At 66.6% G+C, this 13,159-nt stretch carries 16 protein-coding genes; 1 reads left to right on the forward strand and 15 read right to left on the reverse strand.

The window, feature by feature from the left end; translation table 11 throughout:
- Positions 1-40: 40 nt before the first annotated feature.
- The 11 genes from arsH to SB764_RS29640 form a co-directional block, all read right to left on the reverse strand.
- Entirely contained in the window at positions 41-790 is a 750-nt protein-coding gene (gene arsH, locus SB764_RS29590) for an arsenical resistance protein ArsH (protein WP_410865883.1), read from the reverse strand.
- The gene (gene arsC / locus SB764_RS29595) at positions 756-1,190 is read right to left on the reverse strand and encodes an arsenate reductase (glutaredoxin) (protein WP_065059606.1); all 435 of its coding nucleotides are present in this window, start codon (positions 1,188-1,190) and stop codon (positions 756-758) included. Before arsC ends, arsH begins: the two co-directional genes overlap by 35 nt.
- Before the next feature lie 20 nt (positions 1,191-1,210).
- Positions 1,211-2,281: an ACR3 family arsenite efflux transporter gene (gene arsB, locus SB764_RS29600; RefSeq protein ID WP_065059438.1), complete on the reverse strand. Its 1,071-nt coding sequence runs from the start codon at positions 2,279-2,281 to the stop codon at positions 1,211-1,213.
- Between the two features lie 52 nt (positions 2,282-2,333).
- Positions 2,334-2,657: an ArsR/SmtB family transcription factor gene (locus tag SB764_RS29605; protein ID WP_065059439.1), complete on the reverse strand. Its 324-nt coding sequence runs from the start codon at positions 2,655-2,657 to the stop codon at positions 2,334-2,336.
- 107 nt (positions 2,658-2,764) lie between these two features.
- Positions 2,765-3,553 (reverse strand): hypothetical protein, encoded by a 789-nt coding sequence (locus tag SB764_RS29610; RefSeq protein ID WP_074986694.1) that lies wholly within the window; start codon positions 3,551-3,553, stop codon positions 2,765-2,767.
- Between the two features lie 69 nt (positions 3,554-3,622).
- Positions 3,623-3,814, reverse strand: coding sequence for a hypothetical protein (locus tag SB764_RS29615; RefSeq protein ID WP_321866914.1), 192 nt, complete (start codon positions 3,812-3,814; stop codon positions 3,623-3,625).
- Entirely contained in the window at positions 3,789-4,793 is a 1,005-nt protein-coding gene (gene cydB, locus SB764_RS29620) for a cytochrome d ubiquinol oxidase subunit II (RefSeq protein WP_065059442.1), read from the reverse strand. Before cydB ends, SB764_RS29615 begins: the two co-directional genes overlap by 26 nt.
- A 62-nt stretch (positions 4,794-4,855) precedes the next feature.
- Positions 4,856-6,307, reverse strand: coding sequence for a cytochrome ubiquinol oxidase subunit I (locus SB764_RS29625; RefSeq protein WP_410865849.1), 1,452 nt, complete (start codon positions 6,305-6,307; stop codon positions 4,856-4,858).
- A 303-nt stretch (positions 6,308-6,610) separates the two neighbouring features.
- On the reverse strand, positions 6,611-6,799 hold the full coding sequence (locus SB764_RS29630; RefSeq protein ID WP_065059444.1) for a 4-oxalocrotonate tautomerase: 189 nt from the start codon (positions 6,797-6,799) through the stop codon (positions 6,611-6,613).
- Between the two features lie 58 nt (positions 6,800-6,857).
- Positions 6,858-7,634 carry a class II aldolase/adducin family protein gene (locus SB764_RS29635; protein ID WP_183039409.1) on the reverse strand — a complete coding sequence of 259 codons (777 nt, stop codon included), beginning with the start codon at positions 7,632-7,634 and terminating at the stop codon, positions 6,858-6,860.
- Positions 7,635-7,644: 10 nt separating this feature from the next.
- Positions 7,645-8,631, reverse strand: a complete 987-nt coding sequence (locus tag SB764_RS29640) for an urea transporter (protein ID WP_410865850.1) — start codon at positions 8,629-8,631, stop codon at positions 7,645-7,647.
- Positions 8,632-8,867: 236 nt separating this feature from the next.
- On the opposite strand from SB764_RS29640, the gene SB764_RS29645 reads away from it, so the two are divergent.
- Complete coding sequence (locus SB764_RS29645) at positions 8,868-9,419, forward strand: putative glycolipid-binding domain-containing protein (RefSeq protein ID WP_410865851.1); 552 nt, start codon at positions 8,868-8,870, stop codon at positions 9,417-9,419.
- A gap of 36 nt (positions 9,420-9,455) precedes the next feature.
- Here the strand turns inward: SB764_RS29645 and SB764_RS29650 are convergent, their stop codons facing one another.
- The 4 genes from SB764_RS29650 to SB764_RS29665 all read right to left on the reverse strand — a co-directional run bounded on the left by SB764_RS29650 (position 9,456) and on the right by SB764_RS29665 (position 13,114).
- On the reverse strand, positions 9,456-10,352 hold the full coding sequence (locus tag SB764_RS29650) for a mechanosensitive ion channel family protein (RefSeq protein WP_065059448.1): 897 nt from the start codon (positions 10,350-10,352) through the stop codon (positions 9,456-9,458).
- A 181-nt stretch (positions 10,353-10,533) separates the two neighbouring features.
- The gene (gene tam / locus SB764_RS29655; protein WP_183716622.1) at positions 10,534-11,358 is read right to left on the reverse strand and encodes a trans-aconitate 2-methyltransferase; all 825 of its coding nucleotides are present in this window, start codon (positions 11,356-11,358) and stop codon (positions 10,534-10,536) included.
- 147 nt (positions 11,359-11,505) lie between these two features.
- Positions 11,506-12,105, reverse strand: coding sequence for an N-acetyltransferase family protein (locus tag SB764_RS29660; protein WP_331715106.1), 600 nt, complete (start codon positions 12,103-12,105; stop codon positions 11,506-11,508).
- Positions 12,106-12,199: 94 nt separating this feature from the next.
- Positions 12,200-13,114 (reverse strand): DMT family transporter, encoded by a 915-nt coding sequence (locus tag SB764_RS29665; RefSeq protein WP_110328421.1) that lies wholly within the window; start codon positions 13,112-13,114, stop codon positions 12,200-12,202.
- Between the last annotated feature and the right edge of the window lie 45 nt (positions 13,115-13,159).

The following is a 13,159-nucleotide window of genomic DNA, read 5'->3' on the forward strand; positions in this document are numbered from 1 at the left end:
GGCCGGCACGCGCGCCGGTCGTTCGCGCGTCAGAGCTGCGTCAGAGACGCGTCTGATTCACGCGCTTCATCAGCGCTTTCGCGCTTTCCTTGCGCTCGCTGTACCGGTCGACCAGATACGGGCCGATATCGCGCGTCAGCAGAGTGAACTTCACCAGTTCTTCCATCACGTCCACGACACGATCGAAGTACGCCGAAGGCTTCATGCGTCCGGCTTCATCGAATTCCATGAACGCCTTCGCCACCGACGACTGGTTCGGGATGGTCAGCATGCGCATCCAGCGTCCGAGCACGCGCATCTGGTTCACGGCATTGAACGACTGCGAGCCGCCGCTCACCTGCATCACCGCGAGCGTTTTGCCCTGCGTCGGGCGCACCGCGCCAACCGAAAGCGGAATCCAGTCGATCTGCGCTTTCATGATGCCGGTCATCGCGCCGTGGCGCTCCGGCGAGCACCAGACCATGCCTTCCGACCAGAGCACCAGATCGCGCAGTTCGGCGACCTTGGGATGCGTGTCGGGCGCATCGTCGGGGAGCGGCAAGCCGCTCGGGTTGAACGTGCGCACCTCCGCGCCCATCGCCGTGAGCAGACGCGCCGCCTCTTCGCTCAGCAGCCGGCTGAACGAGCGCTCGCGCAGCGAGCCATAGAGCAGCAGGATACGCGGCGCATGCGCGCAAGCCTTCGTGGCCTGCAGGCGCTGGATATCGGGCACGCGGAACTGCGCCGCATCGACTTGCGGCAGCGCGGTCGCGAGATCAGTTGCCGGAGCGGACACGCTTGCCCTCCGTATCGATCACGACTTCGCCGTCTTCCTTCGTGAACGCGCCATGTTGCGCGCCCGGCAGGATCTCGAGCACGACTTCGGACGGACGGCACAGGCGCACGCCTAGCGACGTCGCCACGAACGGACGGTTGATAAGAACAGGGTGCGCCATCATGGCGTCGAGCAACTGGGCGTCGGTCAATGCCGGATTGTCCAGTTGCAATTCCGCGTAGGGCGTGCCTTTCTCGCGCAACGCCTCGCGCACGCTCAGGCCCGCTTGCGCGATCAATTCGACGAGCTTCTCTCGCGACGGCGGGTTGTGCAGATATTCGATGACGACAGGTTCGATGCCTGCATTGCGGATCATCGCGAGCGTGTTGCGCGAGGTGCCGCAGTCCGGGTTGTGATAAATGGTGACTTCGCTCATTGCCTTGTTTTCCGTAACGTTCACGCGCATTCGTACCAGTTCTTCGAGCGGTTCACGATGCGCACCACGAGCAGCATGACCGGCACTTCGATCAGCACGCCCACGACCGTCGCGAGCGCCGCGCCGGAGTGAAAACCGAACAGACCGATTGCCGTGGCGACGGCCAGTTCGAAAAAATTCGATGCGCCAATGAGCGCGGACGGGCAGGCGATGTTGTGCTTTTCGCCGACCGCGCGATTGAGCCAGTAAGCCAGCCCCGCGTTGAAAAAGACCTGAATCAGGATCGGCACGGCAAGCAGCACGATCACGAGCGGCTGCTTCAGGATCGCCTCGCCCTGGAAGGCGAACAGCAGCACCAGCGTGGCAAGCAGCGCCGCGATCGACCATGGGCCGATCTTCGCCATGGCGGTTTCGAACGCCGCGTCGCCGCGCGAGAGCAGCACCTTGCGCAGCAGCTGCGCGAGGATCACGGGGATGACGATGTAGAGCGCGACCGAGGTGAGCAACGTCGCCCACGGCACCGTGATCGCCGAAATGCCGAGCAGCAGCGCAACGAGCGGCGCGAAGGCAACCACCATGATGCTGTCGTTGAGCGCGACCTGCGAAAGCGTGAAGAGCGGATCGCCGCCGGTCAGGCGACTCCAGACGAACACCATGGCCGTGCAGGGCGCGGCGGCCAGCAGGATCAGGCCGGCCACATAGCTGTCGAGTTGCGCGGCGGGCAGCATCGGCGCGAACAGGTGCTTGATGAAGAGCCACGCGAGCAACGCCATCGTGAACGGCTTGACGAGCCAGTTGACCACGAGCGTGACGCCAATCCCCTTGATGTGCTGCCGCACCTCGTGCAGCGAGCCGAAATCGACCTTCACCAGCATCGGCACGATCATCACCCAGATCAGCACGCCGACCGGCAGATTGACCTGGGCGTATTGCATGCGGCCGATCGCCTGAAAGACGCCGGATAGCATCTGCCCGAGCCCAATGCCCGCGACGATGCACAACGCCACCCAGACGCTCAGGTAGCGCTCGAAGAAGCTGATGACCGGTTTCTGTGTGCCATGACGTGCAGTGGCGAGGTTGGGGGTGTTCATGGAGAGGGGGCGGACAAGGCGTTAGCGCGGCACGGATGGCGCGCGGTTTCGTTCAGCATCGGCACGAATCGGCGCCGGGGCTCAGGCAGGGCTGGCCCTGGCAGCAGTTCTCGGTCAGGAAGCCGAGGACCGCGTTCATCTGTTCGTAGGCCGCCCGATAGATCAAGGTGCGCCCGTCGCGCTCCTGCGTGACCAACCCTGCGTTCATCAACTCCTTCAGGTGAAAGGAGAGCGTCGCATTGGGCACGTCGAGTTGAGCCGCGATGGCGCCGGGCGTGAGGCCTTCCGGGCCGGTGACGACCAGCATCCGGAACACGCGCAGACGCAGATCGTGAGCGAGCGCGGCCAGGGCGCGCACGATGTCTTTTTCTTCCATATTTCCAATATATTCGAAATATGGAAGAGCGGCAACAAGAGATTCGCGGTTATCGCGGGGGCGGCGCGCGCCCCGCGATGCCGATGCGGCGAATCAGTCCGCGAAAATCAGAAATTCCCTGGCGACTGGCGCGGATCGAGTTCCTTCGCATAGCGTCGATGCAGCCACGCGAGCGCCGTGGTCGTCACCAGCACGAAGGCGATATTCGCGGCGCTCTGGCCGAGCGCCAGCACGGCGAGCCCGGCGGGCGTCTGCACGCGCTCGGGCGTGATGCCCGCGAACACGAGGCCGACCATCACGATCGTGCCGCAGACGAGCACCGGCAACGCCGCCATGAACGCGACGCCCGCGAGGCTCCAGAAGTGGCCGCGGCTATCGCGCCAGGCTGCGCCGAATGCAAGACGTCCGCCAATGGCGAGCGCGGGAGAAAGCAGGCACAGGCGCACCGCCACGCACATCCAGAGCGTGACGACCACCAGCGAGAGAAACAGCGTGCCGCCTGCGTGATGCGGACGCAGCACCAGCCAGAACAGCGCCATGGCGAGCGCACCGCCGATCACCAGCACGAGGCCGTAGCCGAGCATGCGCAGCAGCGGCATCGCGCCGCCCGGCATGATGGGCGTGGCCTGCTCGCCGAGCAGCACGAAGCGGAAAATCTTGAGCGTGAACCAGAGATAGACGAGCGCGTTGAGGATCGTGGCGATATTGGCCGCCAGAATCAGGCCCGTCGAGGGATCGTCGCCTTCGCCCGGCACCGGCCGTCCGGCCATCGCCAGCCAGCCGAGCACCGCGTAGATCAGGAAGGTGCCGATCACGAGCCCCGGCATCTGCGTGACGGCTTCGCGCGCGCTGCCCCAGGCGCGCTTGACGCATTCCATGAAGGTCATCTGTTGCATGAGTCTTGTCGTAAGAGTTGACAGATGGCCTACAGTCTAACGCGCCGCGGGGCAGCACGGGCTGGCGCGTTATTTCACGGCGAACAGCGTGAGATTCATGAACACCTTGAAGACGAATCCGAGCGAGACCGCCGCGCCCACGCCGCCGCACCAGAGCAGGACGAACCAGATCCAGCCCGGCAGCTTGCTCGCGCGCGCGCCGGCTGCGGATCGGGGCGTGGATTGAAGCGCGTTTTCAGTGGTAGTGATGGGTGTCGCCATGGCGGAGCTTGCCTCGGAAGACCCAGTAACCCAGCGCCGTATAGGCGAGGATGATGGGCAGGATGAACGATGCGCCGATCAGCGTGAAGGTCTGGCTTTCGCGCGGCGCGGCGGCTTGCCAGAGCGTGAGTTGCTGCGGAATCGCAAACGGCCACAGGCTCACGAGCAGACCCACGTAGCCGAGCAGCACGAGCGCGAGCGCGGCGACGAACGGCGTCTTGTGATGGCGCGACTGCACGGCCCAGCGCATCCACACGGCGCACGCCACGACCAGCAGCGGCACCGGCGCGAGACGCCAGAACAGGCCCGAATGGAACCAGCGGTGGGCGATGGTCGGGTCCTGCATCGGCGTCCAGAGACTCACGAGCCCGATGAAGCCGAGCAGCATCACGGTGAGCGGCCAGACCAGCTTGTGCAGGCGGCGTTGCAGATCGCCTTCGGTCTTGGCGACGAGCCAGCAGCTGCCGAGCAGCGCATAGGTCGCCACGAGGCCGAAGCCCGAGAGCAGCGTGAACGGCGTGAGCCAGCCGAAGGCATCGCCGGCGAACTGGCCGTTCGCCATCGGAATGCCTTGCAGGAACGCGCCCAGCGCGATGCCCTGGAAGAACGCCGCGCCCGTCGAACCGCCGATGAAGGCGAGGTCCCACAGATGCTTCGTGCGGTTCGCCTTGGCGCGGATCTCGAACGAAACGCCGCGGAAAATCAGGCACGCGAGCATGAAAACGAGCGGCAGATAGAGCGCCGAAAGCACGGTCGAATAGACGATCGGGAACACGGCGAACAGACCGGCGCCGCCCAGCACGAGCCAGGTTTCGTTGCCGTCCCAGACGGGCGCGACGGTGTTCATCATCAGATCGCGTTCTTCTTCATCGGGGAAGAACGGAAACACGATGCCGATGCCCAGATCGAAGCCGTCGAGCACGACATAGAGCAGAAGGCCGAGCGCGATGATCGCGGCCCAGATGACGGTGACATCCATGAGTGGCTTGCCTCGTTGCGTTTGTGCGTTTGTGCGATGCGGATGAAAGTGCGTGTCGGGTGTCAGGCGTCGATCAGCTGATCGGCGGCGGACATCGGGCGGCGCGCGGTCTGGTTTGCGGCGAGCGCGGGATGCGCTTCGTTCGCGTGGCCCGGCGTCGGCGTGCCGTGCGTGTCATCGGCGCCAGGCAGCGCCGGACCCTTGCGCATCAGCTTGAGCAGGTAGTAGATGCCGGTGCCGAACACGAGGAAATACACCGCGATGAACGCCATCAGCGAAATGCCCACTTGCTGCGCGGTGAGCGGCGAGACGGCCTGCGAGGTGCGCATCACGCCGTAGACGACCCACGGCTGGCGGCCCGCTTCGGTGGTGATCCAGCCCGCGAGCAGCGTGATGAAGCCGGTCGGCCCCATCGCCAGCACGCAGCGCTGGAACAGGCGCGATTCGTACAGCGTGCCGCGCTTGCGCAGCCACCAGCCCGCGACGGCCAGCACGATCATCAGGATGCCGAGGCCGACCATCACGCGGAAGGTCCAGAAGATGAGCGTCGAGTTCGGACGCTGATCGGGCGGAAACGACTTGAGACCCTTGATTTCGCCGTCCCAGCTATGCGTGAGGATCAGGCTGCCGAGGTGCGGAATCTTCACGGCGTAGCGCGTGGTTTCCGCCTGCATGTCGGGAATGCCGAACACGTTGAGCGAGGTGCCGCCTTGCTCGGTGTCCCACAGCCCTTCGATCGCGGCGATCTTCGCGGGTTGATATTCGCGCGTATTCAGACCGTGCGCATCGCCGACGAAAGCCTGCACCGGCGCGAGCACGAGCAGCAGGCCGAGCGCCATCGAGAACATCTTCTTCACGGCGGGGTCGCGGCGGCCCTTGAGCAGATGCCACGCGCCCGTCGCGGCCACCACCAGCGCGGCCACGATGAACGCGGCGATCGCCATGTGCGCGAGTCGGTAGGGGAACGACGGATTGAAGATGATCTTGAGCCAGTCGGTCGGCACCACGTGGCCGTCGACGATCTTGAAGCCTTGCGGCGTCTGCATCCAGCTATTCGAGGCGAGAATCCAGAACGTCGAAATGAGCGTGCCGATAGCGACCATCAGCGTCGCGCCGAAGTGGGCGCGCGCGCTCACGCGGTTCCAGCCGAACAGCATGATGCCGAGGAAACCGGCTTCGAGGAAGAACGCCGTCATGACTTCGTACATGAGCAGCGGACCGGTGATCGGACCGGCGAACGACGAGAAGCCGGCCCAGTTGGTGCCGAACTCGTAGCTCATCACGACGCCCGAGACGACGCCCATGCCGAAGGCCACGGCGAAGATCTTCGACCAGAACAGGCAGAGGTCTTTGTAGAACGGTTTGCGCGTCTTGAGCCAGCACGCTTCGAGCACCGCGATGAAGCTCGCGAGACCGATGGAAAGCGCGGGAAAGACGATGTGAAAAGAGACAGTGAAGGCGAACTGTAGCCGGGCGAGATCGAATGCGGATAGAGCGGGGATGGACGATTGCATATGCGTGCCTTGCGTGGCTGTATTTGCTTGCGTGACGCATGCGTTGCCGCGTGCGAATGGACGTAAGCGTAGGGGAAGCCCGCGCGTCGTGCTGCGCTGCGACATGCGCCAGCATGTCGCAGCAGTCAATCGTCAAGAGAAAAGAGCGTGCGCTAACGCGTTGATAAGGATCAATTTAGCGAGAGGATTCGCTGTGCTTTGATGTGGCGCAAGGTGCGCGCGCTGCGTCAATTTGCGTCAATTTGGATCGCGTTCAAGTGGCGTCGCGCGTTGTGCGTCAATTCGCCCAGGTGCGCGGCGCGCTCAACGCGGATCGCTCCAGAGTTTGCCCGCCGTCGCCCAGTTTTCGGGCTTCACGTCGTGAAAGATGATGTCGACGGACGAGGCGTCCACGCCAAGCACCTTGCAGGTGGTCTCGGTCAGCGCGGCGGCGAGTTCGCGTTTCTGTTCGACGCTGCGTCCTTCGAACATTTCGATGTGGAATGTCGGCATGATGAGGCTCCTGGTTGGGTGTCTTCGGGTGTTGTTGAGCGTTGGCTGTCGATGCGGATCAATCGCGGTACGAAGTATCGAGACGATCGAGCTTGCGCAGCAGCGCGGGCCATTCGAGTTCGCCTTCGATCGCGCCGCCGTCGTCGAGTTGCAGCGCCGTGCGCGCGCAGACGTCCGGCGGCGGCACGACGAGCGGCACACCGCCCGCCTGGGCCTGCAATTGAATTTCGCAGGCCTTGATGAGCGTGGCCATCAGCACGAAGGCTTCGGCGACTGTGCGGCCCGTGGTGAGCGTGCCGTGATTGCGCAACAGCATCGCGAACTTCGCACCGAGATTCGCCGTGAGGCGCGCGCCTTCGGCGGGCGTGAACGCGAGGCCTTCGTAGTCGTGCCACGCGAGGCGCTCGTGGAAACGCAGCGCGTGTTGCGAAGCGGGCAGCAGGCCGTCGCGTTGCAGCGACACCGCAATGCCCGCCGTATTGTGCAGATGCATCACGCAGACGGCGTCGGGGCGCGCGAGATGCACGGCGGCGTGCAGCGCGAAGCCGGTCGCGTTCACGCGATACGCGCTCTCGCCGACGATGTGTCCTTCGGTGTCGATCTTCACGAGATTCGACGCGCACACTTCGTCGAACGCGAGGCCGAACGGATTGATCAGAAAGCGGCCGGGCTGATCGGGAATGGCGGCGGAGACGTGCGTGTAGATCAGATCGTCCCAGCCGTACAGCGCGATCAGGCGGTAGGCGGCGGCGAGGTCGATGCGCAGCCGGCGTTCGGCGTCGGAAGGCGGTGCGGTGTCGGCGCGAATGCCGGTGGGGCGATGGGCGAAGGACATGGCGTGTTCTCTAGCGGTCGTAAGGCCGGTCGTTGAGGCGGTCGTTGAGCCGGATGGCGGCAGGCGAGACGGGCTCGGCGCGCGTGAATCCGCACAGCCGCCACGCGCCATGCACGGCCCAGCCCGCGAGCGCGAACGGCGCGGTCATCGCGGGCAAACCGAGGCAGGTCGCGACGAGATGCAGCGCCGCCGCGAGCATCGTCGCACAGATTGCGGCGCGTGCGCCGAGCGTGCCGGCGGCGAGCGCCGCGAGCGCGCCGTTGAAACCGCAGAGGCCCGCGTCGAAGTTCGCGCCGGGCACGCCCGCGAGCCATTCGATGCCGCTCGCGAGCGCCGCGCCGCCGAGCGCAAACGCCGCCGCGCGCCGCGACGAAAGCGCGATGCCCGCGAGCAGCACGAGGCCCGGCAGCGCGCCGGTCGCGAAGGCGGTTTGCGCGAGGCCGCTGAATGTGCCGCTCAGCGCGTGGGCGGCGAGGTCGACGGCTTGTGGTGCGGGGGCGGTTTTTGCGTCGCTGATTCCGCTTATGTTGGGCGGGGCCGCCGTGCGCAACGCCATCCAGACCCACGTCGCAATCAGACACGGCGACGAATACACCGCGAGTCCCACGTCGCCGAGCCGACGCGCGAGCGGCGCGCCCAGCCAGGCGCTCGCGCAGGCCGCGAGCAGCGCCAGGGCGACCGCGGTTGCGGGATCGTTGGCGAACGTGAAGGCCGCGAGCGCGGCGAGCGCGCCGTTGAAACCCGCGAGACCATCGTCGATCTCGACGAGCGGCGCGCCGCCGAGCAGCGCGCAGACATTGGCCGCCGTTGCGCCGATCAGCGCCGCGCAGACGAGCCGCGCGTCGCAGAGCGCGAGCGCCGCGAGCACGCACGCGCCGGTGCCCGCGTGGCGCTGCAACACGATCTGGCCCAGGCTGCGCAAAAGCGTATGCAAAGGCGCGGCAAGCCGGGCGGAAGCGGCATCCGGGTGAGCGGGAGCGGGCGCGGAAGTCAGCATGGCGGTCGTGCGGCAAGGCGTGGAGGCGACAGGGAACGAGGCGGAACGCGGCGCAGTCAGTAATGCGGTCAGCAACGCGCGAACGGCGCCAGCGCCGCGTCGGCCGGTGCGCATCGCGAGCATAGGCGATGCCGCGGCCGTTGCGCATGCGCGCGCGTTGATAGTCGCTATTTGCGGCGCCGCGCCTGCGCTACGATAGCCGCAGCCGCGCATCCCGGCGCGGCGGGAGACGAGCGATGCGTGAAGTGCGTTGGGCTTCGGAGGAAGGCGAAGGCATCGAGCACCTGGCGTTCGATGCGAGCGGCGGCGCGATCCGCGTGGAAAGCGTGGTGGTCGGGCAGCGTTACGGCAAGGCTTACGGCCTCTGCTACACGGTGCATTGCGACGCGCAATGGCGCGTGACCTACGCGGCCTTTCGCGTGATGGGCGGCGCGTCGTTCGCGATGCACGGCGACGGTCTCGGCCACTGGCGCGACGGCGCGGGCCGCGCGCTCGACGCCATCGAAGGCTGCATCGACATCGACATCGCGGCGACGCCATTCACGAACACCTTGCCGATTCGCCGCCTCGGTCTGGCGCGCGGCGAACGGCGTCCGATCGACGTTGCCTATATCGCCGCGCCAGAACTCGAAGCCACGCGCGTCGCGCAGGCCTACACGTGCATCGAGCCCGATCGAATCTATCGCTATGAAGGCATTTTTCGCCATTTCACGGCGGAACTGCGTATCGATGACGACGGACTCGTGATCGATTATCCGACGCTGTTCCGGCGCGTGCCAGCGCGCTGAATTGCGTCCTGAAACACGCGCGGCAATCGCATGAATCTAGCGCGCGGGATGTTGCGTCGCGCCTTGCGTGGAATCGTTTTGCGTTTGTGCTTCTGTTTGCGCGCCGCCCGTCTGCACGATATGCAGTTCGCGCGTGCGCAGCGGCAGCGCGCAATGCGCGTCGGCGAGCGCCTGGCGCACCTGGCGCGAGAGCGCCCAGCGCATGTCCCAGAAGGTATCGATGTTGGACCACGCGCGGATATTGAGCACGACGGTGCTGTCGTCGAAACGCGTCACCATGACTTGCGGCGCGGGCGCGGCCAGCACGCGCGGATCGGCGGCGGCCAGCGCGCGCAGCGCCTCGATCGCGCGGTTCACGTCGTCGCGCACGGACACTTCGACTTCGAGGTCGAGACGGCGCGTGGGATTGCGGCTGAAATTGCGGATCGAGTTGCTCCACAGCGCGCTGTTCGGCACGTATTCGCAGATGCCGTCGGGTTTCGTGAGGCGCGTCGTGAAGAGATTCACTTCCTCGACCGTGCCCGCGACGTTGCCGCCGCCGCCGTCGATATAGTCGCCGACCTTGAACGGACGCAGCAGCAGCAACATGATGCCCGCCGCGATGTTCTGCAGCGTGCCTTGCAGCGCGAGGCCGATGGCGAGACCGGCGGCGCCCAGCACGGCCACGATGCTCGCGGTCTGGATGCCCAGTTGCGACAGCGCGCCGACGATGGCAACGAGGCGCACGCCCCACAGCGCGCAATCGCGCACGATGGGGCGCAGCGTGGGGTCGATGCCGCTTTGGCCCGAGAGCCATTTGCCGACGCGCCGGGAAATCCACCAGCCCGCCCACAGAATGACGGCGGCGGCGCACAGCCGCAGCGCGAGGGCGGAGAGCGCGTCCCACAGGAAACTCCAGTTGGACGGGTGAACGTGCACGAGTAGCGATTGCATGGGAGGCGTCCTCGAAGTCGGGCGCGCCGGTGCGTGACCGGACGCGCAAAGAGGGCCTATTTTACGGGGCGAATCGATCGGATTCGCGCGTTGACCTTTATTTGATCGCTGCGTTTTACGTTCGTGAACGTTGTGGATTGTGCGGCGGACGGTACGCCAGCGCGGTGGCCGCGTGCGCGCGTCAGCCTCGCGTCGCGACGATGAAGAGGCGCGGGAACGGCAGCAGCACGACGCCGTCATCGAGCGCCGGATACGCGTGCGCGATGGCCTCGCGATAACGCGCGGTGAACGCGGCGCGCTCGTCGTCGCTGCGTAGCGCGGCGAGAAACGGACGCATCGCGCTGCCCTTGAACCATTCGACCACGGCGTCCGCTCCGCCCGCGAGCGGATGGTAGTAAGTCGTGCGCCAGACATCCACGCGCGCGCACAGCGGCTTGAGCAGCGCGTAGTAATGGCGCGCGTCGAAGCGCTCGGTGCGCGCCACGCCGGCGAGGTGGCTCGCCCACGGCGCTTCGGCGGCGATCTCGCGCAGCAGCGTGTGCGCGGGTTCGTCGAGATTGTCGGGCATCTGGATCGCAAGATGGCCGCCGGGCGCGAGACGCTGCACGAGACGCGGAAACAGCGTGTCGTGATCGGGCAGCCATTGCAGCACGGCGTTCGCGAGCATCAGGTCGTAACGCGGCGCATCGCTGCCGCGTGCGCTCCATTCGGCGATATCGGCGAGTTCGAATTGCAGTTTTGGCAGACGTTTGCGCGCCGCGTCGAGCATGTCCGCCGACGCGTCGAGGCCGCTCACCTGCGCGCCGGGCACGCGGGCCATCAGGATGCCGGTGGAATTCGCCGGGCCGCAGCCGATATCGATGGCCGTGCGAATCGTTTGCTCGGGCGCGATCGGCACGGCGGCGAGCAGGTCGCGCACGGGCCGTGTGCGCTCGTCCTCGAACTGCACGTATTGCTTCGCGTAGCCGTCGCGCGTGGTGGTCTTGTCCGCTGCGTTGTTCAGCATGGGCGTCTCCTGTCGCGTGGATGGTGCAAGCCGGATACGCCTATTCTGGGTGCGGACGGTCGATCAGTAAATGGGATCCACTCGGGCGCAAACGCTCGGCGTCACGCGGTCTGCATTTCAATAGTTCGGTATCCGTATGATTGGCGATCACGCGTCGGGCGGACTGGCTGCGCCCGCGTTCAGCGCGCGCTGCATCAGCGTGGTGTCGCGCCACGCGCCGTGCTTGAATCCCACCGCGCGCAGCGTGCCGACGAGTTCGAAACCCAGGCTCGTGTGCAGCGCGAGCGAGCCGCCTTTCGGATCGGCGATCACGGCGATCATCTGCCGCCACGGACCTTGCTCGCAGCGCGAGATCAGCGCGTCGAGCAGCACGCGGCCGAGGCCGCGTCCGCGAAATGCTTCGTCGATATAGATCGAATCTTCCACAGTGAAGCGATACGCCGCGCGCGGGCGATAAGGCGTGGCGTAGCAATAGCCGGCGACCTGGCCGTCGATCTCGGCGACGATCCAGGGCAGGCCCTGTTCGCGTACGGCGGCGTGGCGGCGCAGGAGTTCGTCGAGCGAAGGCGGCGTTTCCTCGAACGAGGCCGCGCCGTGCAGCACGTGGTGCGCGTAGATCGCGGCAATGGAAGCGAAGTCGTCGGGCGTGGCGTCGCGCAGCGAGGGCGCGGTGGCGTGCGGTGCGTTCATGAGCGGGCGGCGAAGGGCTCGGGTTGGGGGCCGCGCGGCGGCAGCCGATCCCTCCACTATGCCTTGCGCGCGCGTCGAAATGAAGTGCGTCAGAAAGGGTGCACGACGCCCGACGCGATGCGCATCGATGCGTTGATCGCGCGAATCGGCGTCAACCGCGCTGCGCCTGCGCCGTGCGTTGCGGCGCGGGGCCGCGTCCGAAGCGGCGCGCGCCGGCCACGCAGCCGATCACCACGGCCGTCACGGCGAGCATCGCGGGCGGCACCGCTTCGTGAAGCAGCAGCGCGGCGAGCAGGAAGCCGAAGAACGGCTGCAGCAACTGCAACTGGCCGACGCCCGCGATGCCGCCGAGCGCGAGTCCGCGATACCAGAACACGAAGCCGATCAACATGCTGAACAGCGAGACGTAAGCGAATCCCCACCACGACGCCGCGCCGACTGCCGCGAACGAGGCCGGCAGACGCCACGCGGCGAGCGGCGCCATCACGGGCAGCGAAATCACCAGCGCCCAGCAGATCACCTGCCAGCCGCCGAGACGCCGGGAGAGCCGCGCGCCCTCCGCGTAGCCGAGGCCGCAGACCACGATTGCGGCGAGCATCAGCGCGTCGCCGATCGGCGAGGCGTCGGCGCCGTGACGCAGCGCGAACGCAACCACCGCGCCGCTGCCGATCGCGGAGAACAGCCAGAACGCGGGCTGCGGGCGCTCGCCCGCGCGCATCACGCCGAAGATCGCGGTGGCGAGCGGCAGCAGCCCGATGAAGACGATCGCGTGCGCCGAACTCACATGGCGCAGCGCGAGCGCCGTGAGCAGCGGAAAACCCACCACCACGCCGAGCGCCACGATCACGAGCGGCCAGACTTCGGCGCGCTGCGGGCGCGCCGCGCGAAACAGCATCAGCAGCAACGCGCCGAGCACGCCCGCGAGCGTGGCGCGCCCGCCGGTGAGAAAGAGCGGATCGAGGCCAAGCACGGCCACACGCGTGGCGGGCAGCGAGCCGCTGAAGATGAGCACGCCGGCGAGGCCGCAGAGCCAGCCGTCGGTAGTGGAGTCGAGGGTTTTGCGCATGCGGGAGAGAGCGTGGCGGCCCTGGCCGAAGTGCCTGAGCCATCC

The sequence above is a fragment of the Paraburkholderia sp. SIMBA_027 genome (assembly GCF_046535315.1).
GTDB classification, from domain to species: domain Bacteria; phylum Pseudomonadota; class Gammaproteobacteria; order Burkholderiales; family Burkholderiaceae; genus Paraburkholderia; species Paraburkholderia tropica.

Bases quoted from the DNA above. Each gene is read 5' to 3' on its own strand.
- SB764_RS29665 (WP_110328421.1), bottom strand. From the start codon at position 13,114: ATGCGCAAAACCCTCGACTCCACTACCGACGGCTGGCTCTGCGGCCTC.
- SB764_RS29650 (WP_065059448.1), bottom strand. From the start codon at position 10,352: ATGCAATCGCTACTCGTGCACGTTCACCCGTCCAACTGGAGTTTCCTG.
- SB764_RS29615 (WP_321866914.1), bottom strand. From the start codon at position 3,814: ATGGCGACACCCATCACTACCACTGAAAACGCGCTTCAATCCACGCCC.
- arsC (WP_065059606.1), bottom strand. From the start codon at position 1,190: ATGAGCGAAGTCACCATTTATCACAACCCGGACTGCGGCACCTCGCGC.
- SB764_RS29625 (WP_410865849.1), bottom strand. From the start codon at position 6,307: ATGCAATCGTCCATCCCCGCTCTATCCGCATTCGATCTCGCCCGGCTA.
- SB764_RS29630 (WP_065059444.1), bottom strand. From the start codon at position 6,799: ATGCCGACATTCCACATCGAAATGTTCGAAGGACGCAGCGTCGAACAG.
- cydB (WP_065059442.1), bottom strand. From the start codon at position 4,793: ATGGATGTCACCGTCATCTGGGCCGCGATCATCGCGCTCGGCCTTCTG.
- SB764_RS29645 (WP_410865851.1), top strand. From the start codon at position 8,868: ATGCGTGAAGTGCGTTGGGCTTCGGAGGAAGGCGAAGGCATCGAGCAC.
- tam (WP_183716622.1), bottom strand. From the start codon at position 11,358: ATGCTGAACAACGCAGCGGACAAGACCACCACGCGCGACGGCTACGCG.
- SB764_RS29610 (WP_074986694.1), bottom strand. From the start codon at position 3,553: ATGCAACAGATGACCTTCATGGAATGCGTCAAGCGCGCCTGGGGCAGC.
- SB764_RS29640 (WP_410865850.1), bottom strand. From the start codon at position 8,631: ATGCTGACTTCCGCGCCCGCTCCCGCTCACCCGGATGCCGCTTCCGCC.
- arsB (WP_065059438.1), bottom strand. From the start codon at position 2,281: ATGAACACCCCCAACCTCGCCACTGCACGTCATGGCACACAGAAACCG.
- SB764_RS29635 (WP_183039409.1), bottom strand. From the start codon at position 7,634: ATGTCCTTCGCCCATCGCCCCACCGGCATTCGCGCCGACACCGCACCG.
- SB764_RS29605 (WP_065059439.1), bottom strand. From the start codon at position 2,657: ATGGAAGAAAAAGACATCGTGCGCGCCCTGGCCGCGCTCGCTCACGAT.